Below are 26,339 nucleotides of genomic sequence, written 5' to 3'. Positions count from 1 at the left end.
CCGCCGGAACGTACGAAGATCGGACCGGGGGAGGACGGGAATCGTCCCGTGGTCGTACGGCGGGTCAGTCGTCCTGTGCCGCAGCGGCCGCGGCAGCGCGCTTGAGGGCCGCGTCCCGCCCCCGCACGTACCAGATGCCGATCAGGCCGAGGCCCGCGCCCGCCAGGCAGGTCCACACCCACCACAGGTGGCCGTGGTCGTCGAACCAGTTGTAGAACGGGATCTGGACGAGGAAGAGGACGAACCAGAGGATCGTGCCGCCGGTGATGGTCGCGACGACCGGGCCCTCCAGGGGCTCCGGCGCCTCGTGCTTGGGTGTCCACTTCGCCATGCGGCCAGTGTATGCGTCGCGTACATAAGCCCCGTCGGGCCAGTCGGCCCAAGGGTCTACGCGCGGAGATAGCGATCTTCGCCTTATGTATTCATACTGAATCTGCTTATGGCTGGCTCGAATTATTCGTGTGAAAGTCCAAAGCTGACCACTTTTGAACCCCTCTACGCACCCTGACTGAGGTCATACATGTCCCCCTCGGCCACCGCTAAGGTCGACGCCACGCCGCCTCCGCCCTCCCCGTCCTCCGGCGGCCTGGACGGCTTCTTCAAGATCTCCGAGCGGGGGTCGTCGGTCGCCCGCGAGATCCGTGGCGGATTCGCGACCTTCTTCGCGATGGCCTACATCATCGTGCTGAACCCGATCATCCTGGGCAGCGCGAAGGACATGTACGGCCACCAGCTCGACGGCGGCCAGCTGGTCACCGCGACCGTGCTCACCGCCGCGTTCTCCACGCTGCTCATGGGCGTCATCGGCAACGTGCCGATCGCGCTGGCCGCGGGCCTCGGCGTCAACACCGTCGTCGCCCTCCAGCTCGCCCCCCGGATGAGCTGGGCCGACGCCATGGGCATGGTGGTCCTCGCGGGCATCGTGGTCATGCTGCTCGTCGCGACCGGGCTGCGGGAACGCGTGATGAACGCCGTACCGGGCTCGCTGCGCAAGGGCATCGCCATCGGTATCGGCCTGTTCATCCTGCTCATCGGCCTGGTCGACTCGGGCTTCGTCTCCCGCATCCCGGACGCCGCGCACACCACCGTGCCGCTCCAGCTCGGCTCCGACGGCCACCTCAACGGCTGGCCGGTCCTGGTCTTCGTGCTGGGCGCGCTGCTCACCCTGATCCTGATCGTCCGCAAGGTACCGGGCGCGATCCTGATCTCCATCGTGGCGATGACCGTCGTCGCGCTGATCATCGACGCGGTCGCGGACCTGCCGGGCGAGGCGTGGGGGCTGACCGTGCCGGAGTGGCCGGGCAATCCCGTCGCCACGCCGGACTTCGGGCTGCTGGGTCACTTCAGCCTGTTCGGCGGCTTCCACAAGGTCGGCGTGCTGACCGGCATCCTGTTCGTCTTCACCGTGCTGCTGTCCTGCTTCTTCGACGCGATGGGTACCATCCTCGGCGTCGGCGACGAGGCGAAGCTGACGGACCCCAACGGCAACTTCCCGGGCATCAACCGGGTGCTCTTCGTGGACGGTGTCGCGGTCGCCGCGGGCGGTGCCAGCTCCTCCTCCGCCTCGACCTGCTTCGTGGAGTCCACGGCGGGCGTCGGCGAGGGTGCCCGCACGGGTCTGGCCAGCATCGTCACGGGCCTGCTGTTCACGGTGGCGCTGTTCCTCACGCCGCTGGCGACCATGGTCCCCTCGCAGGCGGCGACCCCCGCCCTGCTGGCGGTGGGCTTCCTGATCATCGCGGGCTCGGTGCGGGACATCGACTGGAACGACTTCACGCTCGCGATCCCGGCGTTCCTCGCCATGGTCATGATGCCGTTCACGTACTCGATCACCAACGGCATCGGCATCGGCTTCATCGCCTTCACCGTGCTGCGCCTGGCCTCCGGCCGGGGCCGCGAGGTGCCCGCCGCGATGTACGCGGTGTCGGCGGTCTTCGTCTTCTACTACATGATGCCGGCGCTCGGCCTCACGTAGGGGCGGGGCGCGGGCCGGGCCCGGGGGTCAGGTGGACTCCTCGGCCGGCACGCCGTCCGCCGGGCAGAGCTTCTCCGGCCCGTAGAACTTCTCCGTCTCCTCGACGGCCGCCTGGAAGCGCTCGTCGAAGTCGTCGCGAATGAGCGTCCGGACCACATAGTCCTGGACGCTCATTCCGCGTTTTGCGGCATGCTGCTTGAGCCGGTCGAGCAGCTCACCGTCTATGCGCAGGCTGAGCACTGTCGATCCCATGGCAAGCAGGGTTACGCCCCGCGACCCCGCCGCGCGAGATTTTCCGCCGCTGGCTCACTCGTTTGGGTGATCGATTGGTGATCCGGCTACAGCGGTCGAGTTGTTCCGGCGTGATCCCGCTTACGCGCGTGTAACACAAGTAGTCTTTAGCGTAGGTAATGAGTTACGCTAACAAACATGCCTGACCTGATCCACGACAGCGACAGTGCCGCCGCCGTGAGCTCCCTCCGTTCCGCCGTCATGCTGCTCGGCCGGCGCCTGAAGCACCAGCGCGTCGACGAGTCGCTGAGCCCGACCGAGATGTCGGTGCTCGGAACGCTCGCCCGTTGTGGTTCCGCCACCCCGGGTGAGCTGGCCCGCAAGGAGCATGTGCAGCCGCCGTCGATGACCCGCATCGTCGCGTTGCTGGAATCGAAGGGTCTGGTCAGGCTGGAACCGCACCCCGATGACCGTCGCCAGAAGATGGTCAGCCAGACCGAGCAGGCCGAGGCCATGCTCGCCGAGAGCCGCAAGAAGCGGAACGCCTGGCTGGCCACGCTGGCCGAGGGCCTTGACGAGGACGAGTGGGAGACGCTGCGCAACGCGGCGCCCGTGCTGGAGAAGCTCGCCCACCTGTAGGAGACGCGCTCTCCGTCCCGTCGATCAGCACGATGTCCACGCCGAGGAGGCGAACCCTTTTGAGTACGGGATCCGGAGCAGACTCCGCCCCCGCACCGACTTCCACCCACGAGAGCAAGACCGGCGGGACCTTCTCGTCGCTGAAGATACGCAACTACCGCCTGTTCGCCACGGGCGCCGTGATCTCCAACACCGGTACCTGGATGTCCCGCATCACGCAGGACTGGCTCGTGCTGAGCCTCACCGGGTCCGCCGCCGCCGTCGGCATCACCACGGCACTCCAGTTCCTCCCCATGCTGCTGTTCGGCCTCTACGGCGGCGTCATCGCCGACCGGCTGCCGAAGCGCAAGCTCCTGCTCGTCAGCCAGGCCGCCCTGGGCGCCTGCGGTGTCGTGCTCGCCGTGCTCACGCTCTCCGGCGTGGTCCAGGTGTGGCACGTCTATCTGATCGCGTTCCTGCTCGGCATGGTCACCGTGGTCGACAACCCGGCCCGGCAGGCGTTCGTGTCCGAGATGGTCGGCCCCGCGCAGCTGCGCAACGCGGTCAGCCTGAACTCGGCGAACTTCCAGTCGGCCCGGCTCGTCGGTCCCGCCGTCGCGGGTGTGCTGATCACCACGGTCGGCAGCGGCTGGGCCTTCATGTTCAACGGCCTGTCGTTCCTCGCGCCGCTCGTCGGCCTGATGATGATGCGGACGAGCGAGCTCCACAAGTCCGTGGTCGTCCCGCGCGCGAAGGGGCAGCTCCGTGAGGGGCTGCGCTACGTCTCCGGGCGCCCCGAGCTGATCTGGCCGATCGTCCTGGTAGGCTTCGTCGGCACCTTCGGCTTCAACTTCCCGATCTGGCTGACGGCCTTCGCGGACGAGATCTTCCACGGCGGCGCCGGGATGTACTCGTTCTTCAACATCCTCATGGCCGCTGGCTCCCTGGCCGGTGCCCTGCTCGCCGCCCGCCGCCGCTCCTCGCGGCTGCGGATGCTGGTCGCCGCCGGTACGGCGTTCGGCCTGCTGGAGATCGTCGCGGCGCTCGCGCCGAACGTCTGGATCTTCGCGGTCCTGCTGGTGCCGATCGGCATGATCGGCCTGACGACCAACATCAGCGCCAACACCAGCGTCCAGATGGCGTCCGACCCGGCCATGCGCGGCCGGGTGATGAGCCTGTACATGATGGTCTTCGCAGGGGGTACGCCGGTGGGCGCCCCGATCGTCGGCTGGATCAGCGACGCGTACGGTGCCCGCACCGGCATGGTGGTCGGCGGCGCCCTGTCCCTCGCGGCGGCGGTCGGCATCGGCGTGATCCTGGCCCGCCTCGGCGGTCTGCGCCTCAAGGTGGACCTGCGTCCGGGCCGCCCGCACGTCCGCTTCGTGCAGCGCGAGCAGCTGGCCACGGCGGCGTAGCACTTCACGCCCGTACGTGTCCGGGCGACCACGCGGCCCCGCTCCCGGTTCTCCGGGGCGGGGCCGCGTCGCGTTCACGAATGCCGGGGCGGTTACGCTCGTCGGGTGGACCCGAAGACCAGAAACCGCATCATGGCGGCCGTGCTCGTACTGATGTTCGCCGTCGTCGCCGTGGCGGCGGCCCTCGGCTGACCGGCCGCTACCAGGCGAAGTTCTCCGGCGACGGGCCCGGGCCGGGGAAGATCTCCTCCAGCCCGTCCAGCACCTCCGCCGAGAGCTCCAGCTCCACCGCGCGCAGCGCCGAGTCGAGCTGCTCCCGCGTGCGCGGGCCGGAGATCGGGCCGGTGATCCCGGGCCGGGTCAGCAGCCAGGCGAGGCCCACCTCACCGGGCTCCAGGCCGTGCTTGTCGAGCAGGTCCTCGTACGCCTGCACCTGTGCCCGCACCTTCGGGTCGGCCAGCGCCTCGCCGGAGCGGCCGGAGGTGGAGCGGGCGCCGCCGCCCTCGCGCTCCTTGCGGAGGGCGCCGCCGAGGAGGCCGCCGTGCAGGGGCGACCACGGGATGACGCCGAGGCCGTACTCCTGGGAGGCCGGGATGACCTCCATCTCGGCGCCGCGCTCCATCAGGTTGTAGATGCACTGCTCGCTGACCAGGCCGTAGCTGCCGCGCTGCCGGGCGCGCTCGTTGGCCTGGGCGATCTTGTAGCCGGAGAAGTTCGAGGAACCGGCGTACAGGATCTTGCCCTGCTGGATCAGTACGTCGATGGCCTGCCAGATCTCCTCGATCGGGGTGTCCCGGTCGACGTGGTGGAACTGGTACAGGTCGATGTGGTCCGTCTGGAGCCGCTTCAGGCTGGCGTCGACGGCCCGGCGGATGTTGACCGCGGACAGCTTGTCGTGGTTCGGCCACGCCTCGCCGTCGGCGCCCATGTTGCCGTAGACCTTGGTGGCGAGCACGACCTTGTCGCGGCGGTCGCCGCCCTTGGCGAACCAGGTGCCGAGGATCTCCTCGGTGCGGCCCTTGTTCTCGCCCCAGCCGTAGACGTTCGCGGTGTCGAAGAAGTTGACGCCGGCGTCCAGCGCCGCGTCCATGAGGTCGTGGCTGTCGCTCTCGTTGGTCTGGGGGCCGAAGTTCATCGTCCCCAGGACGAGGCGGCTTACCTTGAGTCCGGTGCGTCCGAGCTGCGTGTACTTCATGGACCCCAAGCCAACTCCTTCGAGCGCGCTCGAAGCAAGCGGTCTTCGCCTACGCCGCCGCGAACCGGTCCAGTGCCGTGCGGATCGCCCGGCTCGTCGCCGCCCCGCCCAGGTGCCCCGCGTCCTCGATCACCGTCAGCTCCGCGTCCGGCCACGCCTTGGCCAGCTCCCACGCCGTACCGAGCGGCCCGCCCATGTCCCGCCGTCCGTGGATGAGCACCCCCGGTATCCCGGCCAGCCGCCCCGCCTCCCGGATCAGCTGCCCCTCCTCCAGCCAGGCGCCGTGCGAGAAGTAGTGCGAGCAGATCCGCACCAGCGCCTCCCGTGCCCGGCCGGGCCGCCCGCTGTACGGGGGCGGCCCGGTGTGGACCTCCCCGGACAGCACCGCGTCCTCCCAGGCGCACCACGCGGCCGTCGCCCCCGCCCGCACCGCCGGGTCGGGGTCCACGGTGCGCCGGGCGTACGCGGCGAGCACGTCCGGGGTCGCGTCGCTCGCGGCCTCCGGGACGTGGGCCCGGAAGCGGTCCCACGCCTCCGGGTGGAAGAGGCCGGCGCCCCGGTACAGCCAGTCGATCTCGGTGCGCCGGGTCGTGGTCACCGCCGGGATCACGATCTCGGTGACCCGCTCCGGGTGCCGCTCGGCGTACGCCAGTATCAGCGTGGACCCCCAGGAGCCCCCGTACAGCAGCCAGCGGTCGATCCCGAGGTGGGCGCGGAGGCGTTCCATGTCGGCGACGAGGTGGTCCGTGGTGTTGTGCCGCAGGTCGACGGCCGGGTCGCTCGCGTGCGGGGTCGAGCGGCCGCAGTTGCGCTGGTCGAAGAGGACGACGCGGTAGCGCTCCGGGGCGAAGAACCGCCGGGGCCGCTCGGTGCAGCCGGAGCCGGGGCCGCCGTGGACGACGAGGGCGGGCTTCCCGGCGGGGTTGCCGCAGACCTCCCAGTAGACCTGGTTGCCGTCGCCGACGTCGAGCATGCCGTGGTCGTGGGGCTCGATCGGCGGGTACGTGTCGTCGGACATGGCGCTGCGTCTCCCTGGGTCGGCGGCGTACACCATAGGCACACGCGGTCGTAGCCTGGGCGGCGTGAACGCGACTCCCGAGGTACTGGCCGTACTCGACGAACTGCTCGCCGCCGCGTCCCCCGACGACCGGGGCGCCCTGTGGCAGCTCGACCAGCGGGGGAGGGAGCTGGACGCGAACCTCGTGCGGCTGCCGCCGGGCGCGGAGGTCGGGGAGCACCAGGAGGACGTGCTCGACGTCCTCCTGGTGGTCCTGGCGGGCGGTGGCAGGCTGGTGCCCGGCGACGGTTCGGCGTCGCTGACGCTGGCCCCGAGCACGGTCACCTGGCTGCCCCGCACCTCGCGCCGCTCCCTGACGGCGGGCCCGGACGGGCTCGCCTACCTCACGGTGCACCGGCGCCGCCCCGGCCTGACGCTCAAGCCGACGGTGTACGCGCGGGAGGGCGGCGAGGCGCCCTGCGCGCTGGACCGGGTGTGCCCGGAGTGCGGGCGGATGTCCCCGGAGCCGGCGCCGGTGTTCTGCAGTGCGTGCGGGGAGCGGTTCCCGGAGCGGTGAGCCCGCGTCAGTGCTGCGGGCGGCGCCTGCGGCCCAGCAGGAGGATTCCGGCCGTGGCCAGGGCGAAGGCTCCGCCCAGCGCGTAGAGGGTGGAGGCCGTCCCGGTGTCGGCGAGCCAGCCGCCGTGCGGGGGGCGGTGGTGGTGGTCGCCGTGGTCGGGCGGCACGGGGCGGCTGTGCGTCGGGTGCGGGCCGGGGGTGGATTCGGTGGGTGTCGGCGTGGGTGTCGAATCCGTGGGGGACGGCGTGGGCGTGGGTGTCGAGTCCGTCGGTGACGGGGTGGGTGTGGGTGTCGAGTCCGTCGGGCTCGGGGTGGGGGACGGTGACGCGCCCTCGCCGTCGCAGTCGATGTCGGCGGCGAACGGGAACTGGTGGATCTCGCCCGCGTCCACCGAGGTGGTGCCGTCCTCGCTGAGCGGCCCTGCCGTGAGCTCCCGTACGACGACCGTGCCCTCGATGTTGGACGCGTCGAGGTCCGTGAGGTGGGCGCGGGGCGCGTAGATCGTGCCCTCCAGCGAGTCGCCCTCCGTGATGGTGATGTCGGTGGCGTCGGGGAAGTTCCACAGCATGTACGGGGCCTGGTCGCCGGAGACGCCCGCGAGGTTCGGGATGTGCCACTCGTAGACGCTGTCCGTGCCGGTCGTGTCGACGTCGACCACGAACGGGGTCGTCGCGTCCGGCTGGTTGTCGAAGGTGAGCTCGGACAGGTTGTTCAGCTGCTCGCCGGTCAGCCGGAGCACGTTCGTCTCGCCCTCGGTGAGGGTGATGTGGGCGCTCGTCCCGGCGGGGAAGCCCGTCTGGTCGGGCAGCGGCTCGCCCTCGGCGTCGCGCAGGACGACGTTGGTGGCGCAGGTGTCGATGGCGTCCGAGCGGTCGCGGAAGTCCGCGAAGAGGGCGTCGAGGTCCGGCAGCCCCGTGGTGTCGGTGACGGACTCGGCGGGCTGGCGAACCGTTTCCTGTACGCGGGGCGTCGCGTCGTAGCCGGACCCCTCCGCGACGATGCGGGTGTTCACCTCGGCGCCGTTGGAGTCCTCGTCCAGGACCGACGAGCCGGTCGGGTCGCCGACCTTCACGTAGCCGTCGCTGAGGACCTGGAGCACGCCCTGCGGCGAGCTGGCCGCATGATCGATTCTGCCGCCGACGAGCAGGGCCGTCGGGCGGTCGTCGCCGGGCGCGGTGAAGGTGCCGGGGGTGTGCAGCGCGACGTTGTACCCCGGCCCGTAGGTGAGGTTCCCGCCGATGGCCACCGATCCCTCGGTCTCCGTGCTGCCGAGGACGGCGTCGTCCTGGACGAGCACCCCGAAGCCGTTGTCCCCGGTCAGCGGGTTGCCGGAGTAGTCGGCCGCGGCGGGGGCGGTGGTGGCGGTTGCGGCGGCCAGGCACAGGAGGCAGGCCGTCGTGGCGAAGGCAGCGGTGCGTTTCATGCCGGGGAACGTAAGCCGGTGCGCCCGGCGGCCCCGGGCGGCGGCGCCGTGGGCCACCCGCACGCACGCGCCCGCGTCCCCCGACTGGCGGTTCCACGGACCCAGGCTTGAGCAGTCGCTCAAACTGGCTTACCCTCTGCATCGTCACGAATTGAGCGACTGCTCAAACAGTCCGAGGGGGTGGGGGTTCGTGGGCGGTGGCCTGTACATCGAGGCCCGGATCGGGGCCGGCCTGGACCGCGTCTGGGAGCGCACGCAGGACCCGGCCCAGCACCAGCGCTGGGATCTCCGGTTCACGCGCATCGCGTATCTGCCCGGCGCGGAGGGGGAGCCGCAGCGCTTCACGTACGGCGTACGGGTGCTGCCCGGGTTCCTCGTCTCGGGCACCGGAATCTCCGCCGGGGAGCGCCACCGCCCGGACGGCACGCGGACGTCGGCCCTCCGGTTCGCCTGTGCGCATCCGCTGTCGTTCCTGACGGAGGGCCGGGGCTACTGGCGTTACGTGCCCTGCGCGGAGGGCGGGCTCCGCTTCCTCACGGGCTACGACTACGCACCGCGCTGGGGCGGGCTCGCGGACCGCCTGCTCTTCCGGCCGCTGATGGGCTGGGCGACCGCCTGGTCGTTCGACCGGCTGCGGCTCTGGTGCGAGCGCGGGATCACCCCGGAGCGGGCGCTGTGGCGGGCCCTGGGGGAGGTGGCGGCCCGGCTGCTCGTCGTGGGCGCCGCGGCCTGGGCCGCACCGCTCGCCGCCGTGCCGGTGCTCGTCGCCGCCGTCCTGCTGCCGCCGCTCCCCGGCACCCCGGCCGCCCGCCGCTGCCTGCGCCGCCCGCCGGGGCGCGGCCCCGCCACCGCCACCACCGCGCCGCCCGCCCTGCTCGACCGCTTGGAGCGCCCGTGAACTCGATCTTCCGGCAGGCCCTGGGGGCCGACTTCGACCGCCTCCACCCCCGCATCCGGCGCCGCTTCTCCGTCGGCCTGGACAGCGGCGAGTCCTGTACGGGGCGCGGGGTGATGGACCGCGTCTGGCACGGCGGCCCGTGGCTGCGGCCGTTCCTCGCGCTGGGCGGCACGCGCAACATCCTGCTCCCGCGCACCGGCCGCGACATCCCCTTCACCATCGAGAACGTGCCCTTCACGGACTCCTTCGGCCGCGAAACGGTCACCTTCGTCCGGACGTTCGCCTTCCCGGACGGGCCCCGGCGCTTCGACGCGACGATGGTCCACAGCCCGGAACGCGGCTGCGTGGTGGACTACCTGGGCACGCACCAGCACCTCGCCACCGACCTGCACCTCTCGGTGGACGACGCGGGCGCCCTCGTCATCCGCTCCGGCGAACACCGCTTCCGGGAGGGCCCGGTGGACGCCCGGGTGCCGCAGCTGATCGGCGGCGACGCGGTCGTCCGCGAGTCGTACGACGACGCGGCGGACCGCTTCCGCATCCAGGTCCGCGTCACCAACCGCCGCTTCGGCCCCCTCTTCGGCTACGAGGGCTCGTTCACCGCCGAGTACGCACCGGCGCGCGGGATACGGCAGGATCTGCGTCCGGTACGCGAGGAGGCACGGGCATGAGCGGGGCACCCCGAAGCAGGGCCGCGCGGTCGTCCTCCGCCGAGGACACCCGTACCAAGCTCCTCACCGGCGCCCTCGCCACGCTCACCGAGCAGGGCATCGCGAAGACCTCCGCGCGGAGCATCGCCGCGGCCGCCGGGGTCAACCAGGCGCTGGTCTTCTACCACTTCGGCACCGTCGACGACCTGCTCGCCGCCGCCTGCCGCCACGGCGCCGAACAGCGCCTCGCGACCTACCGGGAACGCCTGGACGCGGTCCGCTCGCTGGGCGAACTCCTCGCCGTGGCACGCGAGCTGAACACCTCCGAGCGCGCGGGCGGCCACGTCGCCGTGCTGGGCCAGCTGCTCGCCGGAGGCCAGACGCAGCCGCGCCTCGCGGCGGCCACGGCGGCGGGGCTCAGGCTCTGGACCGACGAGATCGAGCGGGTCCTCGCGCGCGTCCTGGCGGGCACCCCGCTCGCCGAGTTCGTGGACGTGTCCGGCCTGGCGAAGGCGGCCTCGGCGGCCTTCGTCGGCCTCGAACTGTACGAGGGCGTCGACCCGTCCGGCGCCGAACGGGCCCTGGAGTCCCTGGACCAGCTCGCCGCGCTGGCCGCCGCGCTGGAGGGCCTGGGCCCGGTGGCGCAGCGAGCCGTGCGGTCCCGGCTGCGCAGGTCGGGGAACCGGGGGCGGGCATGAGCGTGCGGTGGCGGGCCGCCGTGCGGTGGCGCGTACGGGAACGGGGCGACGGGCAGGCCACGGGCGCCGCCCCCGGACCCTGGCGGCGCGGGAAGACCCTCGCCGTCCTCTCCGCCCTGACCGCGCTCCTCCTCGTCGCCCCCGGGCTCGTCCCCAACACCCCCGGCCGCCTCGGCAGCCTGCTGGAATCGTTCCTGCCCTGGCTCGGGCTCGCCGTCGTCCCCCTGCTGACCCTCGCCGTACTGCGCCGGTCGGCGCTCGCGCTCGCCGCGGTCGCGCTGCCGGTGGCGGCGTGGGCGTACGCGTGCGGCGGGCTGCTGCTCCCGGCGGCGGACCCGGGCCCGCGCGACCTGGTCGTGGTGCAGCACAACGTCAGCGACGTGAACGAGGACCCGGCGGGCACCGCCCGCACGCTGGCGGCCCGGGGCGCCGACCTGATCGCGCTGGAGGAACTGGTCCCGGAGGCGTTGCCCGCGTACGAGAACGGCCTCGCGGCGCGCTACCCGTTCCACGAGGTCCGGGGCACGGTCGGAATCTGGTCGGTCCACCCCCTCAGCGGCACCCGGGCGGTCGACATAAAGCCGGAGTCCATCGCGGGGCCGTGGAGCCGGGGCCTGCGCACGGTCGCCCGCACCCCGCACGGCGAGGTCGCGGTGTACGTGGCGCACCTGCCGTCCTTCCGGCTCGGCGCGGGCGGCCTGGGCACCGCCCGCCGCGACGAGAGCGCCCGGCTGCTGGGCCGGGCGCTGGACGCGGAGACGACCGGCCCGGTGATCGTGCTCGGCGACCTCAACGCCACGGTGGACGACCGGGGGATCGCCCCCCTGACGTCCAGGCTCGACGTGTCGCAGCGCGGGTTCGCGTTCAGCTTCCCGGCGTCCTTCCCGGTGGCGAGGATCGACCAGGTGATGGCGAGGGAGGCGACGGTGGGCCGGGTCCGCACGCTTCCGGCCACGGGCAGCGACCATCTGCCGGTGACGGCGCGGGTCACGCTGGACTGAGGGCGCCCCGAAAACGGGATGCCCTTCCCGTACGCCGTCCTTAGGATGCGCGGGCGGCACGCCAACGGATCGGAGACGTACGGCACATGACGCCCCACCTTTCAGCGATCGGCTTCCACGCGACCGACCCGTCGGACCTGGCCCGCTTCTGGGCCGGACTCCTGCGCTGGGAGCGGACCGGTGACGGCACGCTCGTCGTCCCCCCGGACGGCACGGGCTACGCGCTCCGCTTCACGGAGAGCCAGGCGCCCAAGACCCGGCCGAACCAGGCGCACTTCGACCTGACGAGCGCGACCCCGGAGGCCCAGCGGGACACGGTGGCCCGGGCGCTGGAACTCGGCGCCCGGCACATCGACATCGGCCAGACCCCGGAGGACGGCCACGTCGTCCTCGCCGACCCGGACGGCAACGAGTTCTGCGTGATCGAGGCAGGCAACACGTTCCTCGCGGACACCGGGGTGATCGGCGCGGTCGCCTGTGACGGCACCCGGGCGGTGGGCTATTTCTGGAGCGCGGCCCTGGGCTGGCCGCTGGTCTGGGACCAGGACGAGGAGACCGCGATCCAGTCCCCGGAGGGCGGCACGAAGCTCACCTGGGGCGGCCCGCCGGTGCGCGAGAAGCCGGACGCGAACCGCCTGTACTTCGAGCTGACGCTCCCGCCGGACGCGGACGGGGAGGCGGAGACCGCCCGCCTCGCCGAGCTGGGCGCGCGGCCCGGGCCGGACGGGGTTTTCCTGGACCCGGACGGCAACGAGTTCCGCGTACTGCACGCGTCGGCGCCGCAGTAACGCGGCTGTAACGGGCCTTCCCTAGCGTCCGATCGCCAGCCGGTTCGCGGCAACCCCCAAGCGAACCGGTGAAGTTCGGAGAGCGCGGTCACCCCCCGCGCCCAACTGCGAAGGAAAACCCTCATGTTGCGACACAACGCCATACGCGGAGTCCTGGTCGGCGCCACCCTGGCGGGCCTCACCGCCTTCGGCTCGGGCGCGGCGACGGCGGCGTCGACCGACGCCACGCCCTGCCACATCGACGGGTACGTCTGCATGACCACGAACGACATTTACCAGCCGGAGGTGTACTTCGCCGGAGGGGACGAGTACACGTTCTTCCGCCCCACCGAGGTCACCACGATCTCGAACGACTCGTCGACGGGCTACTGCGTCTCCGCGGAGTACAACTTCACCCTGTCTCCGGGCCAGACCATCCAGGTGACGCACACGATCACCGGTCTGTCGCCGACGAACGCGGGCTGCATCTCCTGACCCACGCCTTGGGCGCCCCCTCCGCACTCCGCGCGAGGGGGCGCCCCGCGTTCACCCGCTCCCCGGAAGCCCCAGCCTTCCCGCCCGCAGCCCCGCCTGGAAGCGGGACGCGGCCTGGAGCGTGACCATCAGTTCGGCCACCCGGCGGCGGTACGTGCGCAGGGAGAGGCCGAGGTGGCGGGCGGCCGAGTCGTCGGTGCGGCCCGTGCTCAGCGCTTCCAGGATGCGGCGGGAGTCCGGGGTCAGCTGCGGGGTGTCCGTGGCGAGGTACGTGTCGTAGTCCGCCGACCGGTCCCACATCGCGTCGAACAGGGAGTGCACACCGTCGATCATGGTCCTGGCGGTCGTCACGGAGTACTCGCGACCGGTGGGCGCCTCGCGGCCCGCGAGGATCATGACCCGGCGGTCGATGATGATCGTCTCGTGCGGGAGCTCCGCGTCGGTGATGCGCACCTGGGCACCGCCGTCCAGCACGAGCCGCAGGTGGTCGCGGGTCGCCTCGTCCGCCAGGGCGGCCGGGGTGAGCAGCTTGCGGGTCGTGAAGCCGGGGCCCGGGGTCGTCCAGGTCTGCGGCCGGGGCCAGGTCGTCAGCGTACGGGCGGCGCACAGGAACTCGGTGCGGGCGGATTCCAGGAGGTGTCCGGCGCGTGCCAGCAGCTCCGCGTCGCCGTGGACCGAGAAGATCTGTTCGTTCCGCATACCGCCAGTCTGGCAGTACGTCTGGCAGTAACCTGCCACGCGCTGGGCCGCCCCGGGGCCCCCGGAGAGCATGAATCCATGACCACCACCACTTTCGCCCTCGGCGGCGACCTCCCCGTCAACCGTCTCGGCTTCGGTGCGATGCGCCTGGCCATGGGCACGTTCGACGGCCCCACCCGCACCCCGGAGAACGGGATCGCGGTGCTCCGCCGGGCCGTCGAGCTGGGCGTGAACCACATCGACACCGCCGCGTTCTACGCCCGGGGCGACGTCCGCGCCAACGACCTCATCCGGGAGGCGCTGGCCCCCTACCCCGACGACCTGGTCGTCGTGACGAAGGTCGGCCCGCTGCCCGGACCGGACGGCGTGCCCAGCGGCCAGGCCACGGCGGACCAGCTGCGCGCCCTCGTCGAGGCGGACCTGACCGCCCTCGGCGTCGACCGGCTCGACGTCGTCAACCTCCGGGTGGGCGGCGTGAACGGCCCCGGCGGCGAGTCCGTCGCCGAACGCTTCACCGCCCTGGCCGCCCTCCGCGAGGAGGGCCTGATCCGCCACCTCGGCGTCAGCAACATCGACGCCGCCCAGCTCGCGGAGGCCCGCGCCATCGCCCCCGTCGTCTGCGTCCAGAACCCGTACGCGGACGACCTGGCCCTCCTCGCGGAGTGCGAGGCGGCGGGCATCGCGTACGTCCCGTTCTTCCTCCTCGGCGGCGGCCACGAGCCCCTGGACACGACCCGCCTGGACAAGGTCGCCGCCCGCCTGGGCGCGACCGTCGCGCAGGTGCAGCTCGCCCTGCTCCTCGCCTCGTCCCCGGTCATGCTCGCCATCCCGGGCACGGGCGACCTCACGCACCTGGAGGAGAACATGGCGGCGGCCGGGCTCACCCTCACGGAGGAGGACCTGGCGGAGCTGCGGGGCTGACGACGGAATCAGGCGAGCGCCCGCAGGGCGCCGCGGACGAAACGAGACGGTGCCCGCCGGGCCGGCCTCCGGGGCCGGGCCGGCCGTGCGAGGGGAGCGGCGGACCGGGGAGTGGCCCGCCGCTCCCGCCGGTGCCCGGGGAGTGGGCACCGGGGTCTGCCGGTCAGCCCGCCTTGGTGAAGACCCAGGGCTCGTTCATGCCCTGGACGTGCCACTCGTCGCTCTCGCCGCTGACGAAGCCGATCGTGTGCGACTCGTAGTAGTTCTTGTTGCAGCGCGCCCACGTGTAGTAACCGTGCGGGTTGCGGCAGATCCCCTGGCGGTAGATCGTGCCGTCCGCCCGGTAGTCCTCCCAGATCGCGATGCCCGAGCGGTAGTCCTTCTGTTCGTCGCGGACGTACCAGACGTCACCGTCCGGGTCGAAGCAGACGGTCGCGCTCTCGCCGAACTTGCACTTCATTCCTGCGAGGCTGGGCTTGCTGATTTCCGTGCCGTTGTTGTGCTCGACGGTGACGATGTCGTTCCAGGGCCATTCGTGGTTTGCCTGCGCCGGGGACGTCAGCAGGACCGGTGCGAGGAGGCCGGCCGAGACGGCCAGGGCCATGAGTGCCTTACGCATGCGGGTCTCCCTTGCCTCGTGCGGGGGTCACGCGACCGTGATCCATCGGAACGAACCGTAGAAGTTCAGGAGCCGCCAGCCCTCGGCCTGGCCCTCGGAGAGAGCCAGGGTGTGGCTCTCGTAGAAGTTCTTGTTGCAGCGGACCCAGTGCCCCTCGCCCTCGGCGTTGCGGCACATCCCCTGTCGCCACAGCTGGTCGTTCGCCGTGTAGTCCTCCCACAGGGCGACCGCGGAGTGCCCGTCGGACCGCTTGTCCAGCACGTACAGGTAGTCGCCGTCCTGCACGAAGCAGGCGTGGGCGTAGATGAACGTGAGCGTGGAACACACGGCGGAGCCGGGCGGGGCGGAAGAAGGCACGCCCATGTCCTTCTCGACGGCGACGGTGTCGTTGATCGGCCAGGAAATGGCGTGCGCCGGGGCATTACCGACTCCGACGAGAATCGCTAACGTTGCGAACGCCACGCCGACGGCCGATCTGAGTCTTCTGATGTGCATGGAACCTCCTTGTGGAATGGGCCGGATCTGATGCGGAAGTCGGAATTCCGACGGGGAGTGTCAGGCGTAGTTGTGAGACCAGCTGGACGCGCTTCGGACAAAGTTCCCGTTGTTGTACAGTGCGGCCCGGAACTGGATTTCATGGCCTTCGGGGAAGTTCTTGTTGCAAGCGCCCGAAGACCCTCCGCCGAGCTTGTTGACGCAGGCTCCCTTGCGTGTCCCGTCGACGTCACGCCACTCGACGACTGCGGAGTAGCCGTCCTTCTCCGTGTCGTAGACCTTGAACCAGTCGCCGAGGGCCGTGAAGTAGACGTGGGCCCCGGTGATCTGAGAGGCCGCCCAGTACTGGTCGACGTCCGCGGGGGTCGGGTTGGTCACGTAGTCCGTCTCCGAGCCGTAATAGGCGGCGGACGCGAGGGACGGGGTCAGCAGCATCAATGCCGATGCCGCACCCACGGCGAGCAGTGCCTTTCCGGAAAGGCGCATGGAGAGACCTCCAGGGGGTTGTATACAGAGGTGGGTGGAACGGCGGCCGGCTGTGACGGGGGAGAGTTCAATTCCGGTTGTGAACGCCGGAGTTGATGTCCTTCCGGCCGCCGTGTGCGTCACATCAAGCACCACCGCCGAAGAAGTGTCAATACCCTTTGCAGCAACTATTTGCGAATGCAGCGTCGAAGCTCAGATTTCCCTCAAGTCTGTTCTCAGGATGGCCTGTTGGTGGGAGCGTGCTGCGACGGGGTAGCGAAGGTATGCCCGGTGGGTTCGGGCGATTCGTCCTCGACTGCGAGAAAAACGCCTACAGGGAACTTTGAGGGGTCTGGAATGAGTGCGACGTCGCGCCGGCTTGCCGCTGCCGGTCTGTCCGTTCTGTTCATGGGTATGGGAATCGTCACCGCGCCCGCCGCGACGGCGGCCGCCGAGGGCGCGGACACCTGTACGCACCCGAGCTGGTCCAACAAGGACGCGGGTGTCGACCAGGTCCGCTACGAGCTGCTCGAAGGAGCACCGATCAGGACGGGCCCGAACCAGGGCTGCGGCGTGGTGGGCCGGGCGGACTGGAACTACGACATCTATCTGCACTGCTACACCATCAACAGCTCCGCGAACATCTGGGACCACGTCCGGGCCTACAACCGGTTCACCGGCGACGAGATCAGCGGCTGGATCTACGAGGGGAACCTGGACGGCATCGGGTCGACGAAGAAGTGCTGACCCGCCCGGGGCCCTAGACGAGCCATCCCGACGGGTCCGCCATCAGCGCCTCCACCTCGTTGACCAGGCGCGCCGTGTGGAAGCCGTCCGCCGCCGCGTGGTGGACCTGGACCGCGAGGGGAAGCAGCACGCGCCCCTCGCGCTCCACGTACCGGCCCAGCGTGAAGATCGGGGCCAGGTGGTCGTAGCCGTCACGGATGTTGAGGTTGAAGCCCGTGAAGGCGCGCCACGGCAGGCTCGACACGTCGAACGCGTTCGGCGGGGGCGGCCCCTGCGGGAAGAACTCCGTCGCGCCCGCGTGCTCCGCCAGCAGCGGTGCCGCCGCGTCGTGGAACGCCCCGAAGTCCGCGTCGTAGGCCGCCCACACGCACGCGAACGTCTCCCGCTCCGCGTTGAACACCGTGAACGCCGGGTGCACCACCGGCCACACCGCCGGGTCCCCTGCCTCCGTCAGGCACAGCCGGAACTCCTCGTGCCGGTTCACCACCGTCGCCAGCGCCCACACCTGCGCCACGTACGACTTGCGCGGCGAGTGCCGCAGCGCGGCCGTGAACGCGGTGACGTCCACCTCGACCGTCATCGAGTACGTGCACGGCACGCGGCGCCGGTAGTGTGCGAAGTGCTCCCGGCGCGGCCAGGTGTCCAGATCGATCGGGTTCGGCACGTCCATCCGGGCATCATCGCAGCCACCCCCGCCCTCGCCCCACCCGTTTTCGCGGGGCGCGCTTGCGTTGGAGTGCACTCCAACTCCTACGGTCATCGGCATGAGCACCGAACAGCAGAACGACCGGTACGAGCGTGGTTACGCGGCCCTCAGCGAGGTCGCGAACGGAGCCCAGGACGCCGTCATCGACGGCCTCGCCGACATCGCCCCGCACATGGGCCGCTACATCGTGGAATTCGGCTTCGGCGACATCTACACCCGCCCCGGACTCACCTATCGCCAGCGCCAGTTGAGCACCGTCGCCGCCCTCGCCGCGATGGGCAACGCCGCGCCCCAGCTCCGCTTCCACATCGGCGGCGCGCTCAATGTCGGCTGCACGCGGCAGGAGATCGTGGAGGTGCTGATCCACGTCTGCGTGTACGCCGGTTTCCCCGCCGCCCTCAACGGCATCACCGCCGCCCGCGAGGTCTTCGAGTCCCGCCCCGACGAGGAGCCGTTCGTACCCGCCGACTCCTCCGCCGACCAGGGCGGCGACCGGCTCGCACGCGGTCAGCAGGCCCTCGCCGACATCGACGGGCACGCGGGCCAGCAGGTCATCGACTCCCTCAAGGACATCGCGCCCGACCTCGCCCGCTACGTGCTGGAGTTCTCCTTCGGAGACGTGTACTCCCGCACCGGCCTCGACCTCCCGACCCGCGAACTCGTCACCGTCGCCCTCTGCACCGCCCTCGGCACGGTCGGCCCGCAGCTCCGCGTACACCTCCACGGCCTGCTCAACGTGGGCGGCACGCGGGAGGAGGCCGTGGAGGTCATCACGCAGATGGCCGGTTACGCCGGTTTCCCGGCCGCGCTGAACGGGCTCGCGGCGGCACGCGAGGTGTTCGCGGCGCGGGACGGCGCGTAGCGCCGCGTTACGCGGCGGTGTGGCGGATGAACGTGTCCCAGGCGCCGGGGGAGACGGTGAGGGCGGGGACGGTGATGTCCTTGGAGTCGCGGACGTGGACGGTGTGCGGGCAGGTGGCGACCTCTACGCAGTCGCCGCCGTTCGAGCCGCTGTAGCTGGACTTGGACCAGGAGAGTGCGACCTCGACGCAGTTGCCACCGTTGGTACCGCTGTAGCTGCTCTTGATCCACTTCAGGTCAGTGCTCATAGTCCTTCGCCGTCTGCTTGATTAGCTCGCGCGACTCTTCCAGCCCGTGAGCATGGGTCCGCAGCATTCCATACGTGCTGAACAAGATTCCCAGCTGGGGCTGCTCACTGACAAGAAAGTTTTGTCCCTGCACTTCCAAGTACGCGAGCCGCCGCCGGTCGACGGTTTCCAGCAGCACGAAGGGGCCGTTCAGCCCGACGTGTGTTTCCCGGTGGGGCGACATCACCTGGATGCTTACGTTCCGCAACTCGCCGAGGTCGAGCAAGTGTTGAAGCTGCGCCCGGTGTACCTTCCGTCCGCCGATGGGGCGAGTGAGCGCGCTCATCTCCAGGACGAAGCTCACGTCCACGGGGGGCCTGCGTGTGAGCAGAGCCTGCCGTGCAAGGCGCCCGGCCACCAACCTGTCGATCTCGTCGTCATCGAGTGGTGGGCACGCTGCCCGGTGCAGCGCGTAGGCGTGCGCTTCGGTCTGCAGCAGGCCAGGCACGGTGCTGGACTCGTACTCGTACCGGGCGACGCACTTGGCTTCCTCGTCGGCGAAGGGTGCGAACCAAGAAGCCAGGTGGCTGAACTTCAACTTCAGCGCCGCAGCGATCAGCGCGCCCTTCGCACCCGTGGCCGAGTCCGCCTTCGGGACGAAGTCCCCCTTCGGTGGCCGGTGCCCCCGTTCCACCATGGCCACCTGCGACTTGGAGAAGCCGATCTTGAGTCCCAACGCCTCCTGCGAGAGCTCAGCCAGCTCGCGGTAGTGCCGTAACAGCGCCCCGAACATCGCAACGGTTCCACCATCGGTACTACTGGAGTGCACAGCCCCACCTCCAAGTGCACAGCAGTGCACAGATGCCTTGTGTCCCTGGTCACAGTAGGTGCGGGCGCCGACGCTTACCGTATGGAACCGAAAAATTCACCGAACCCGGTGCCCTGCTGGATTCCCGCCAGCGGTCACGCCCTGCGGCACGCGGGCATCCACTTCGACGCGGTCCGGATCTCCGGCGTGCTCGGCGAGCAAGTCTCTTACGAGATCATGCAGTTCACGGACTTCCGGGCCGGGCCGATCATCCGCTCCTGGATCGGGATGCGGAGCATGTACTTCCTGGTCGAGCCCGGCACGGCGAGTGCCTACCGCTGGCCGGCGGGCGTGGACGCGCTCGTGCGGAAGGGCTCGGACTTCGTGGGCGTGCCCGCGCTACGCGGGCTGACGTACCCGCTGGACTGGCGTTCGGAGCCGACGACCGACGATCCGTTCGTGGATACAGCACTTCTGTTCGAGCTGGTAACCAAGGTGGTGTCGGGCGGAATTTCTGCTGTACGGTGACGACGTCGTTACGCTCCGTGCGCGCCGCGCACGGGGCGGCCCTCGGGGGGTGCTCACAACACCCGATCCGAGGGCCTTCACCCCTGATGGATTCACGAGGTCCACCGAAGATGCTTTGGCATGCTATCTCGCCCTCCCGCGCCTATGTGAAGGCCGCGCACGATGTCGTGCGTCATTCGAACCTGAGCAGTGACGCAAAGGTTCTGATCATGTATGTGCAGGGTTTGCCCGAGTCCCGCGCGAGCGAAGCGCTCAGCGATCACGCGAAGCGGATCGGCATCAAGGGCCGGGCGTACCAGAAGGCCAAGTCCCAGCTGAAGGAAGCCGGTTACGTCCACGAGTGGCGGTGGCAGGGCCAGGGCGGGCTGTGGATGACGGATCAGCTGTTCTCCAACGTGCCGCTCACGGACGAGGAGGCGCGGGGGCTCAGGAAGGCGAACGCGCAGGCCGCACCGGCTGATCGGTCACCGGCGGGCGGTCAGGCGGGCACTCGGCCGGTCGGATCTCCCCAACCAGAGGTTGAAGAAGAACGTAGGGAGAACAACCCCCACCCACCCACCGAAGCGCCTGCGGCCAACGCGCCTGCGGCCAACGCGCCTGCGGCCGAAGCGGCGGAGCCGGTCGCCGCGACCGACCCGGACGTCGCCCAGGCCGAACGCGTACTGCTCTCGCTGCGGCACGCGAACCCGCAACTGCACCTCGGCGTACGCGAGGCGCGCAGCCTCTCCGCGACGGCGGCGGACTGGCTGCGGCGGGGCGTGAAGGCGGCGGATCTGCGGCAGGCGCTGGTGAACGGCCTCCCGGCGGAGGGAGTGCGGTCGGCGTACGGCTTCGTACGCCACCGCCTCGTGCACAAGCTGCCGGAGGCGCCCGCTCCCGTCGCGCCGGTGGCGACGGTCAGACCGCACGTGACGTGCGAGGGGGACGGGCCGGAGCACGTGTTCCGGCCCAGGGCGGACGAGACGCTGTGCGGTCCGTGCGCCCGGCAGGAGGCCGAGGAGGCGCACTTCGCGAAGTGGCCGCAGCGGAGGCGGCCCTGGCGTGAACGGGTCGCGACGATTCTGGAAGCGGGCGCGGCCACGCCGTGAGGCGTACGTCCGTTCGTGGTGTGGCGGTCTTTGCCGTGGACGCGGCGGGGCGAGGACAGTGGTGGCTCGGGGGCCGGTACGGACTGAGGAGGACCCGTGGTGGATACCGTGGTGGAGCTTTGGGACGGCGTACGAGCGGTGCGCGACCCCGCGCGGGTGCGTGCGCAACTCATGGCGGCCGGGCGGACGTTGTTCGCGATCTACGGCTACGCGCACACGTCCGTCGAGGACCTGTGCGCGGAAGCGCAGGTGGAGGTCCGGGACTTCCACCGCGAGTTCGCCTCGCGCGAGGCGCTGCTCACCGACCTGTACGACGAGGTCGCGATGGCCGGGATGCAGGCCGCGCAGGCGGAGCTGGCGGCGGAGGGCATGGAGACCTGTCCGACCGAGGAGCGGGTCCGCAGGCTCTTCGACGCGTACGTCCGGGCCGTGACGCGGGACCCGCAGGCGGCCCGGGTGGCCTTCGTGGAGGTGCTGGGCGTGAGCCGGGCGATGGAGGAGCACCTCACGATGTGGCGTTCGGTGTGGGTGGAGTTCCTGACGGCGGAGTCCGAACGGGCCCGGACGCGGGGGCACGGGGTGGACGGCGACCTCGACGTGGTCGTGAAGGTGCTGACCCGGTCCGTGGACGAACTGCTCGCGCACCACGGGCGGCGCCCCCGGCAGGTGCCGCCTTCGTGGCTGACCAGCGAGTTCACGCGGCTGTCGATGGCGATGATCGGTCCGGCGCACCCGGATGCTCCGGGAGCCGCCGGGGGTGCCACCGTTTGACAAACGGCGTTGCCGGGCCGGCAAATGGAACCATGGCAGACCCCATGGGTGACGACGACCTGGCCGCCGTCCTGACCGGCGTCGGCCCCCGCCTGCGCGCGCTGCGTACCGAGCGCGGGACGACGCTGACGCAGCTGAGCGAGACGACGGGCATCTCGCTCAGCACGCTGTCGCGCCTGGAGTCGGGCGGCCGCAAACCGACGCTGGAGCTGCTGCTGCCCCTGGCGAAGGCGTACGGCGTCCAGCTGGACGAACTGGTCGGCGCGCCGGACACGGGCGACCCCCGGGTGACCTTCCGCCCCTTCAAACGCCACGGGATGACCTTCGTCCCGCTGACCCGGCACCTCGGCGGCGTCAACGCGTACAAGCAGGTCATGCCGGGCGCGACGGGCCCGTCCGGCCCGGTCGAGCAACGGGTGCACGAGGGCTACGAGTGGCTGTACGTCCTCTCGGGCCGCCTCCGCCTGGTCCTGGGGGACCACGACCTGGTCCTGACGGCGGGCGAGGCGGCCGAGTTCGACACCCATACGCCGCACTGGTGGGGGGCGGCCGGGCCGGAACCGGTGGAGTTCCTGAGCCTGTTCGGACCGCAGGGCGAGCGGATGCACGTACGGGCGAAGCCGTCGGGATGACGGGGCCGGGTGGCGGCAGGGGGCGCCGGGGTCACGTCCAGGCGACGGCGACGACGACCGCCCCGGCGGTGAGGGTGCCGACGCCGTAGAAGGCCCACGCCTGCTTGTTCCGCATCCCGATCAGCGCGACCGCCGCCACCAGGGCGTCCAGGGCGAGCTTCACCCACATCTTCGCGTCGTTGACGGGCAGGTCCAGGGAGTGCCGGGTCCAGATCAGGCCCGCGCCGGTGACCAATTGGACGACGGCGCTGACGGGCATGTAGGCGGCGGTCACCGGGTCCTTGCCCCGCAGCTGGTAGAAGAGCCCGCCCATGATCGCGGCGAAGCCGAAGAGGTGGAAGACGAGGAAGACGTAGCGAAGAGTTTCCATGCTGGTGGTCCTTCTGAACTCACGGGACAACGCGGAGAACGCCCGAGGGGACGCGGCCGGCCCTGAACGACGGCTTCTTCATCTGCGACGAAATGGCCGCCGGTCCTGTGAGGTCAGAAGGACCTGGTGCGGGGAGATGTGGGTCACACGGTGGCGCCGACGGCGATCGGCAGGGCCGAAGGGCACCGGGAGGGGCTTCCGGCCCGCTCGTTCCTAGCGGACCCACTCCGTGGTCCAGTCGTAGGTCCAGCCGACCAGCTCGCCCGAGTCGTACAGCGCGGCGCGGTACGTGACGGCGTAGTCCTCGTTGAAGTTCTTGTTGCAGGTGCCGTCCGACCCCCCGCCGAGCTTGTTCACGCAGGAGCCCTTGCGGCCGTTGTTGTCGGACCACTCGACGACGGCCGCGTAACCGTCCACCTCGGTGTCCTTCACCCGGAAGTAGTCGCCGTCCGGCGAGAAGTAGACACTGACGCCCCGCATCTGCACCGCCGGGAACCACGCCTTGCCCGAGGGGACGTAGTTGACCGTGTAGTCCGTCTCGCTTCCGTAGTAGGCGGCGGACGCGGTCGCGGGGTTCATCATCATCAAAAGCGCCGCGGCGCTGACGGTGAGCAGCGCCTTGTGGGACTTGCGCATCATCTGGGCCTCCTGGTGGGGCTGTTGGGACACGGGGGACCCATGAAGCAGGGGGGACTGATGCGGTGTCAAGGTATTTGTTCGATCACGGAGCCGGTGCGTGTGGACGAGCTCACCTGGTCCCGGAAGCAGCCGTCTCCCGTGCCCGGCGCCCCGGCGTCCCCGTGTACGGGCCGCCCACCCCCCATGCCTGGTGCATCGCGTCCGCGAAGGCGGCGGCCAGGTGGTGTTCGCCGGTGGGGTTCGGGTGGGTGCCGTCGTACGTGGCGGTGTGGATGTCGTAGGCCGGGGGGTGGGAGGCCAGGAGGAGGGGAGAGGCGGGGGTGGCCAGGTCGGCCGTCGCCTTGGCCAGGAGTTCGTTGAAGCGGGCGCACTCCGCCGCGAACGGGGCGTCCGTCTCCGCCCGGACGTTCGGGATCACCGGGAGCAGGACGATCCGGATGTGCGGGTTCGCCCCGCGGGCCGCCGTCAGGAACGCGGCGGCGTTCTCCGCCGTCTGCTCGCTGTCCGTGTAGAAGCCGAGGTCTATCAGGCCGAGGGAGACCAGCAGGACGTCCGGGCGGTGCGCGGTCACCGCGTCCGCGATCAGGGGGGCCATGTGGAGCCAGCCCTCGCCCCAGCCCGCCAGGTGGCGGCGCGCGGCGGGCGGGAAGTCGGCGGCGGCGTACGCGGAGGAGGAGGCGGTGCCCGTCTCCGCGTCGTACAGGCCCGTGCGCGGGCCCACCAGCTCGTGCGGGCCGTCCGGTGCCGCCTCCAGGTGCTGCCACATGCGGTAGCGCCACGTGAAGTCGCCGGCGCGCCCGATGGTCATGGAATCGCCGACACACATGAAACGCATGGCGTCATCATGGCCGATCCGGGCTACGCGCCGGTAGGTGACGATGGACACTTGTGCCATGCGTTCGTACCGACTGACCTCCGCCCTCGGCGCCGCTGTGCTCCTCGCCCTCGCCGCGGCCCCCGCGCTCGCCGACGACGGGGCCGACCGGAGCTTCACCATCGAGGACCCCCGGATCACCGAGTCCAGCGGCCTCGCCGCGAGCCGCCTCCACCCGGGGATCTACTGGACGCACAACGACAGCGACGACGGCCCGTACGTCTTCGCGGTCGACTCGCGCACGGGGAAGACGGTCGCGACGATCACCATGAAGGGCGTGGGCGCCCCCCGCGACGTCGAGGCCATCTCGATCGGCCCGGACGGGAACGTCTACGTCGGCGACATCGGCGACAACCTCAACGGCAGCTGGGACCACGTCTGGATCTACCGCTTCCCGGAGCCGAAGACCCTGAAGGACGCCACCGTCCGGGCCACCCAGTTCGACGTGAAGTACGCGGACGGGCCGCGCAACGCGGAGGCGCTGATGGTCCACCCGAAGACCGGGCGCGTCTACATCGCGTCGAAGAACGAGGACGGCGGCGGCCTGTACGAGGGGCCCGCGAAGCTCAGCACCGGCGGCGACAACGTCTTCCGGCGGGTCGGGGAGGTCCCCTGGGTGACGGACGGGGCCTTCTCGCCGGACGGCAAGGAACTCGTCCTGCGCTCCTACTTCAGCGCCCGCGGTTACGCCTTCGCGGACGGCCGCCTCGGCAAGGACTACGACGTCGAGTCACCGCTGCTTCCGCAGTCCGAGTCCGTGACGTACACGGCGGACGGCTCCGCCCTGATGTACGGCTCCGAGGGCAAGCGGAGCAGTGTCGTACGGGTGGACCTGAAGAAGACCGGCGACGGGGGCGGCGGCGGGGCCGCGCACCGGGCCGGAGGGATCGAGGACACGGCAGACGACGGGGACGGCGTGCCGGTGAAGGGCACGACGCTGACCGGCGTCGCCGTGCTCGCCGGGATCGGACTGCTGCTGTTCCTGGGGCGGCGGCGCCGCAAGGGCTGAGGGCGCCGGATTCCCTGACGCGGGCGCGTCCGGTGCGTCATCCTGGGGCGGCAGGTTCGGGCACGTACACGGCACGGGGGTGCGGCACCACGATGGTTCCTGGAACGGTGCAGCAGCTGACCATCCTGCTGATCCTCGTGCTGCCCGGCGTCTTCCACCAAGCCGTCCGGGAGCGCCTGCGCGGCCCGCTCGCCGCCGAGCAGGAGCCGCAGAACCGCCTCGTACGCGCCATCGCCGCAGGCGCCCTGCTCGACACCCTGTACGTGGTGGCCGCCGGGCCCTGGCTGCTGCGGCTGCTCCTGGGCGACGGTGAAGGGCCCCTCGCCGGGGTGGCACGGCAGCCCCGGCAGGCCGGTCTCGCCGCGCTCCTGCTGATCGTCGTCGTGCCCGCGGCCCTGGCCTGGGCGGAGGCGGCCTGGCGGCGGCGGGACGCCCGGGCGCAGTACGAGCCGACGCCGACCGCCTGGGACGCGCTGTTCCGGGGGCGTGGCTCCTGCTTCGTACGCGTGCGGCTCAAGAGCGGGCTCTGGGTGGGCGGCTGGCTGGGCACGCGGTCCGCCGCGTCGGCGTATCCGCACAGCGGGGACCTCTATCTGGAGGCCCAGTACCGGATGGCGCCGGACGGCAGCTTCGTGGGCCGGGTGCCCGACACCGGGGGCGTGTACGTGCGCGCGGAGGAGATCGACGTACTGGAGGTGCTGCTGCCGCCCACGCGGCGGCGGCCGGTGGTGAGAGGAGCGGACGAGGGTGAGCGAACGGGAACCGGAGCCGGGCAGTGACGACGAACTCGCGGAATGGGTGGAGGAGTTCACCTCCACCAAGACGTACCGGCCCACCCGCCTCATGGTCGAGCCGGACGAACTTCCGCAGGGGCCCTCGGGGTCGGTGATGAGCGGACCGGAGGAGCAGGGCGGCGAGCCGGACGAGGAGTGAGGGGCCT

The 26,339-nt window shown here is 70.9% G+C and carries 35 protein-coding genes; 20 read left to right on the top strand and 15 right to left on the bottom strand.

Annotated elements, in window-relative coordinates; translation table 11 throughout:
- Window positions 1–64: 64 nt before the first annotated feature.
- Window positions 65–331: a DUF2530 domain-containing protein gene (locus AB0L33_RS08905; RefSeq protein ID WP_365679083.1), complete on the bottom strand. Its 267-nt coding sequence runs from the start codon at window positions 329–331 to the stop codon at window positions 65–67.
- Between the two features lie 189 nt (window positions 332–520).
- On the opposite strand from AB0L33_RS08905, the gene AB0L33_RS08900 reads away from it, so the two are divergent.
- Window positions 521–1,975 (top strand): NCS2 family permease, encoded by a 1,455-nt coding sequence (locus tag AB0L33_RS08900; RefSeq protein ID WP_365679081.1) that lies wholly within the window; start codon window positions 521–523, stop codon window positions 1,973–1,975.
- Between the two features lie 27 nt (window positions 1,976–2,002).
- Here AB0L33_RS08900 and AB0L33_RS08895 read toward each other — a convergent pair whose 3' ends face one another.
- Window positions 2,003–2,227, bottom strand: coding sequence for a hypothetical protein (locus AB0L33_RS08895; protein ID WP_365679079.1), 225 nt, complete (start codon window positions 2,225–2,227; stop codon window positions 2,003–2,005).
- A 177-nt stretch (window positions 2,228–2,404) separates the two neighbouring features.
- On the opposite strand from AB0L33_RS08895, the gene AB0L33_RS08890 reads away from it, so the two are divergent.
- The gene (locus tag AB0L33_RS08890; RefSeq protein ID WP_365679077.1) at window positions 2,405–2,845 is read left to right on the top strand and encodes a MarR family transcriptional regulator; all 441 of its coding nucleotides are present in this window, start codon (window positions 2,405–2,407) and stop codon (window positions 2,843–2,845) included.
- A 59-nt stretch (window positions 2,846–2,904) separates the two neighbouring features.
- Window positions 2,905–4,239, top strand: a complete 1,335-nt coding sequence (locus AB0L33_RS08885; protein WP_365679075.1) for an MFS transporter — start codon at window positions 2,905–2,907, stop codon at window positions 4,237–4,239.
- A 199-nt stretch (window positions 4,240–4,438) separates the two neighbouring features.
- Here AB0L33_RS08885 and AB0L33_RS08880 read toward each other — a convergent pair whose 3' ends face one another.
- Both AB0L33_RS08880 and pip read right to left on the bottom strand, forming a co-directional pair.
- Window positions 4,439–5,434 (bottom strand): aldo/keto reductase, encoded by a 996-nt coding sequence (locus AB0L33_RS08880; protein ID WP_365679073.1) that lies wholly within the window; start codon window positions 5,432–5,434, stop codon window positions 4,439–4,441.
- Window positions 5,435–5,483: 49 nt separating this feature from the next.
- On the bottom strand, window positions 5,484–6,452 hold the full coding sequence (pip, locus tag AB0L33_RS08875) for a prolyl aminopeptidase (protein ID WP_365679071.1): 969 nt from the start codon (window positions 6,450–6,452) through the stop codon (window positions 5,484–5,486).
- A gap of 64 nt (window positions 6,453–6,516) precedes the next feature.
- Between pip and AB0L33_RS08870 the strand changes: the two genes are divergently transcribed.
- Window positions 6,517–7,008: a hypothetical protein gene (locus AB0L33_RS08870; RefSeq protein ID WP_365679069.1), complete on the top strand. Its 492-nt coding sequence runs from the start codon at window positions 6,517–6,519 to the stop codon at window positions 7,006–7,008.
- A 7-nt stretch (window positions 7,009–7,015) separates the two neighbouring features.
- On the opposite strand, the gene AB0L33_RS08865 is transcribed toward AB0L33_RS08870, so the two are convergent.
- Complete coding sequence (locus AB0L33_RS08865) at window positions 7,016–8,431, bottom strand: choice-of-anchor A family protein (RefSeq protein WP_365679067.1); 1,416 nt, start codon at window positions 8,429–8,431, stop codon at window positions 7,016–7,018.
- A 190-nt stretch (window positions 8,432–8,621) separates the two neighbouring features.
- Between AB0L33_RS08865 and AB0L33_RS08860 the strand changes: the two genes are divergently transcribed.
- From AB0L33_RS08860 to AB0L33_RS08835, 6 genes are all read left to right on the top strand, one after another.
- Window positions 8,622–9,329 carry a hypothetical protein gene (locus AB0L33_RS08860; protein WP_365679065.1) on the top strand — a complete coding sequence of 236 codons (708 nt, stop codon included), beginning with the start codon at window positions 8,622–8,624 and terminating at the stop codon, window positions 9,327–9,329.
- The gene (locus AB0L33_RS08855) at window positions 9,326–10,000 is read left to right on the top strand and encodes a DUF4166 domain-containing protein (RefSeq protein ID WP_365679063.1); all 675 of its coding nucleotides are present in this window, start codon (window positions 9,326–9,328) and stop codon (window positions 9,998–10,000) included. Before AB0L33_RS08860 ends, AB0L33_RS08855 begins: the two co-directional genes overlap by 4 nt.
- Entirely contained in the window at window positions 9,997–10,677 is a 681-nt protein-coding gene (locus tag AB0L33_RS08850) for a TetR/AcrR family transcriptional regulator (RefSeq protein ID WP_365679061.1), read from the top strand. Before AB0L33_RS08855 ends, AB0L33_RS08850 begins: the two co-directional genes overlap by 4 nt.
- Window positions 10,674–11,678: an endonuclease/exonuclease/phosphatase family protein gene (locus AB0L33_RS08845; protein WP_365679059.1), complete on the top strand. Its 1,005-nt coding sequence runs from the start codon at window positions 10,674–10,676 to the stop codon at window positions 11,676–11,678. Before AB0L33_RS08850 ends, AB0L33_RS08845 begins: the two co-directional genes overlap by 4 nt.
- 86 nt (window positions 11,679–11,764) lie before the next feature.
- Window positions 11,765–12,466: a VOC family protein gene (locus AB0L33_RS08840; RefSeq protein WP_365679057.1), complete on the top strand. Its 702-nt coding sequence runs from the start codon at window positions 11,765–11,767 to the stop codon at window positions 12,464–12,466.
- Window positions 12,467–12,589: 123 nt separating this feature from the next.
- Entirely contained in the window at window positions 12,590–12,940 is a 351-nt protein-coding gene (locus AB0L33_RS08835; RefSeq protein WP_365679055.1) for a hypothetical protein, read from the top strand.
- A gap of 51 nt (window positions 12,941–12,991) precedes the next feature.
- Here AB0L33_RS08835 and AB0L33_RS08830 read toward each other — a convergent pair whose 3' ends face one another.
- On the bottom strand, window positions 12,992–13,639 hold the full coding sequence (locus AB0L33_RS08830) for a DNA-binding response regulator (protein WP_365679053.1): 648 nt from the start codon (window positions 13,637–13,639) through the stop codon (window positions 12,992–12,994).
- A 78-nt stretch (window positions 13,640–13,717) separates the two neighbouring features.
- On the opposite strand from AB0L33_RS08830, the gene AB0L33_RS08825 reads away from it, so the two are divergent.
- Complete coding sequence (locus tag AB0L33_RS08825) at window positions 13,718–14,560, top strand: oxidoreductase (RefSeq protein ID WP_365679051.1); 843 nt, start codon at window positions 13,718–13,720, stop codon at window positions 14,558–14,560.
- Between the two features lie 163 nt (window positions 14,561–14,723).
- On the opposite strand, the gene AB0L33_RS08820 is transcribed toward AB0L33_RS08825, so the two are convergent.
- Genes AB0L33_RS08820 through AB0L33_RS08810 form a run of 3 tightly spaced genes read right to left on the bottom strand, consistent with a single transcriptional unit; the run spans window position 14,724 to window position 16,160 of the window.
- The gene (locus AB0L33_RS08820) at window positions 14,724–15,179 is read right to left on the bottom strand and encodes a hypothetical protein (RefSeq protein ID WP_365679049.1); all 456 of its coding nucleotides are present in this window, start codon (window positions 15,177–15,179) and stop codon (window positions 14,724–14,726) included.
- A gap of 27 nt (window positions 15,180–15,206) precedes the next feature.
- Window positions 15,207–15,674: a hypothetical protein gene (locus AB0L33_RS08815; protein WP_365679047.1), complete on the bottom strand. Its 468-nt coding sequence runs from the start codon at window positions 15,672–15,674 to the stop codon at window positions 15,207–15,209.
- Between the two features lie 60 nt (window positions 15,675–15,734).
- A complete protein-coding gene (locus AB0L33_RS08810; RefSeq protein WP_365679045.1) occupies window positions 15,735–16,160 on the bottom strand; it encodes a hypothetical protein in 426 nt (141 codons plus the stop codon).
- Window positions 16,161–16,547: 387 nt separating this feature from the next.
- Here AB0L33_RS08810 and AB0L33_RS08805 point away from each other — a divergent pair, with 387 nt between their 5' ends.
- Complete coding sequence (locus tag AB0L33_RS08805) at window positions 16,548–16,886, top strand: SH3 domain-containing protein (protein WP_365679043.1); 339 nt, start codon at window positions 16,548–16,550, stop codon at window positions 16,884–16,886.
- A gap of 13 nt (window positions 16,887–16,899) precedes the next feature.
- Here the strand turns inward: AB0L33_RS08805 and catA are convergent, their stop codons facing one another.
- The gene (catA, locus tag AB0L33_RS08800) at window positions 16,900–17,556 is read right to left on the bottom strand and encodes a type A chloramphenicol O-acetyltransferase (protein ID WP_365679041.1); all 657 of its coding nucleotides are present in this window, start codon (window positions 17,554–17,556) and stop codon (window positions 16,900–16,902) included.
- 94 nt (window positions 17,557–17,650) lie between these two features.
- Between catA and AB0L33_RS08795 the strand changes: the two genes are divergently transcribed.
- Window positions 17,651–18,454 (top strand): carboxymuconolactone decarboxylase family protein, encoded by an 804-nt coding sequence (locus AB0L33_RS08795; protein ID WP_365679036.1) that lies wholly within the window; start codon window positions 17,651–17,653, stop codon window positions 18,452–18,454.
- Window positions 18,455–18,461: 7 nt separating this feature from the next.
- On the opposite strand, the gene AB0L33_RS08790 is transcribed toward AB0L33_RS08795, so the two are convergent.
- Window positions 18,462–18,701, bottom strand: coding sequence for a DUF397 domain-containing protein (locus AB0L33_RS08790; RefSeq protein WP_365679034.1), 240 nt, complete (start codon window positions 18,699–18,701; stop codon window positions 18,462–18,464).
- Complete coding sequence (locus AB0L33_RS08785; RefSeq protein WP_365679032.1) at window positions 18,691–19,473, bottom strand: helix-turn-helix transcriptional regulator; 783 nt, start codon at window positions 19,471–19,473, stop codon at window positions 18,691–18,693. Before AB0L33_RS08785 ends, AB0L33_RS08790 begins: the two co-directional genes overlap by 11 nt.
- A gap of 117 nt (window positions 19,474–19,590) precedes the next feature.
- Here AB0L33_RS08785 and AB0L33_RS08780 point away from each other — a divergent pair, with 117 nt between their 5' ends.
- From AB0L33_RS08780 to AB0L33_RS08765, 4 genes are all read left to right on the top strand, one after another.
- Complete coding sequence (locus tag AB0L33_RS08780) at window positions 19,591–20,016, top strand: hypothetical protein (protein ID WP_365679030.1); 426 nt, start codon at window positions 19,591–19,593, stop codon at window positions 20,014–20,016.
- 209 nt (window positions 20,017–20,225) lie between these two features.
- On the top strand, window positions 20,226–21,104 hold the full coding sequence (locus tag AB0L33_RS08775) for a hypothetical protein (protein ID WP_365679028.1): 879 nt from the start codon (window positions 20,226–20,228) through the stop codon (window positions 21,102–21,104).
- A gap of 96 nt (window positions 21,105–21,200) precedes the next feature.
- Window positions 21,201–21,875, top strand: coding sequence for a TetR/AcrR family transcriptional regulator (locus AB0L33_RS08770; RefSeq protein ID WP_365679026.1), 675 nt, complete (start codon window positions 21,201–21,203; stop codon window positions 21,873–21,875).
- Between the two features lie 44 nt (window positions 21,876–21,919).
- Window positions 21,920–22,507, top strand: coding sequence for a helix-turn-helix transcriptional regulator (locus AB0L33_RS08765; protein ID WP_365679438.1), 588 nt, complete (start codon window positions 21,920–21,922; stop codon window positions 22,505–22,507).
- A gap of 31 nt (window positions 22,508–22,538) precedes the next feature.
- Here AB0L33_RS08765 and AB0L33_RS08760 read toward each other — a convergent pair whose 3' ends face one another.
- The 3 genes from AB0L33_RS08760 to AB0L33_RS08750 form a co-directional block, all read right to left on the bottom strand.
- Window positions 22,539–22,877: a hypothetical protein gene (locus AB0L33_RS08760; protein WP_365679024.1), complete on the bottom strand. Its 339-nt coding sequence runs from the start codon at window positions 22,875–22,877 to the stop codon at window positions 22,539–22,541.
- A gap of 213 nt (window positions 22,878–23,090) precedes the next feature.
- Window positions 23,091–23,546 (bottom strand): hypothetical protein, encoded by a 456-nt coding sequence (locus tag AB0L33_RS08755; protein ID WP_365679022.1) that lies wholly within the window; start codon window positions 23,544–23,546, stop codon window positions 23,091–23,093.
- Between the two features lie 79 nt (window positions 23,547–23,625).
- Complete coding sequence (locus tag AB0L33_RS08750) at window positions 23,626–24,351, bottom strand: GDSL-type esterase/lipase family protein (protein WP_365679020.1); 726 nt, start codon at window positions 24,349–24,351, stop codon at window positions 23,626–23,628.
- Between the two features lie 58 nt (window positions 24,352–24,409).
- On the opposite strand from AB0L33_RS08750, the gene AB0L33_RS08745 reads away from it, so the two are divergent.
- The 3 genes from AB0L33_RS08745 (at window position 24,410) to AB0L33_RS08735 (ending at window position 26,332) form a co-directional block, all read left to right on the top strand.
- Window positions 24,410–25,399: a WD40 repeat domain-containing protein gene (locus AB0L33_RS08745; RefSeq protein ID WP_365679018.1), complete on the top strand. Its 990-nt coding sequence runs from the start codon at window positions 24,410–24,412 to the stop codon at window positions 25,397–25,399.
- A gap of 107 nt (window positions 25,400–25,506) precedes the next feature.
- The gene (locus AB0L33_RS08740; RefSeq protein ID WP_365679016.1) at window positions 25,507–26,178 is read left to right on the top strand and encodes a DUF6338 family protein; all 672 of its coding nucleotides are present in this window, start codon (window positions 25,507–25,509) and stop codon (window positions 26,176–26,178) included.
- Complete coding sequence (locus tag AB0L33_RS08735) at window positions 26,147–26,332, top strand: hypothetical protein (RefSeq protein WP_365679014.1); 186 nt, start codon at window positions 26,147–26,149, stop codon at window positions 26,330–26,332. Before AB0L33_RS08740 ends, AB0L33_RS08735 begins: the two co-directional genes overlap by 32 nt.
- Window positions 26,333–26,339 lie beyond the last annotated feature (7 nt).

The sequence above is a fragment of the Streptomyces sp. NPDC052299 genome, from assembly GCF_040679335.1.
Classification (GTDB): domain Bacteria; phylum Actinomycetota; class Actinomycetes; order Streptomycetales; family Streptomycetaceae; genus Streptomyces.
This window is presented reverse-complemented; position numbering and strand designations above follow the sequence as displayed.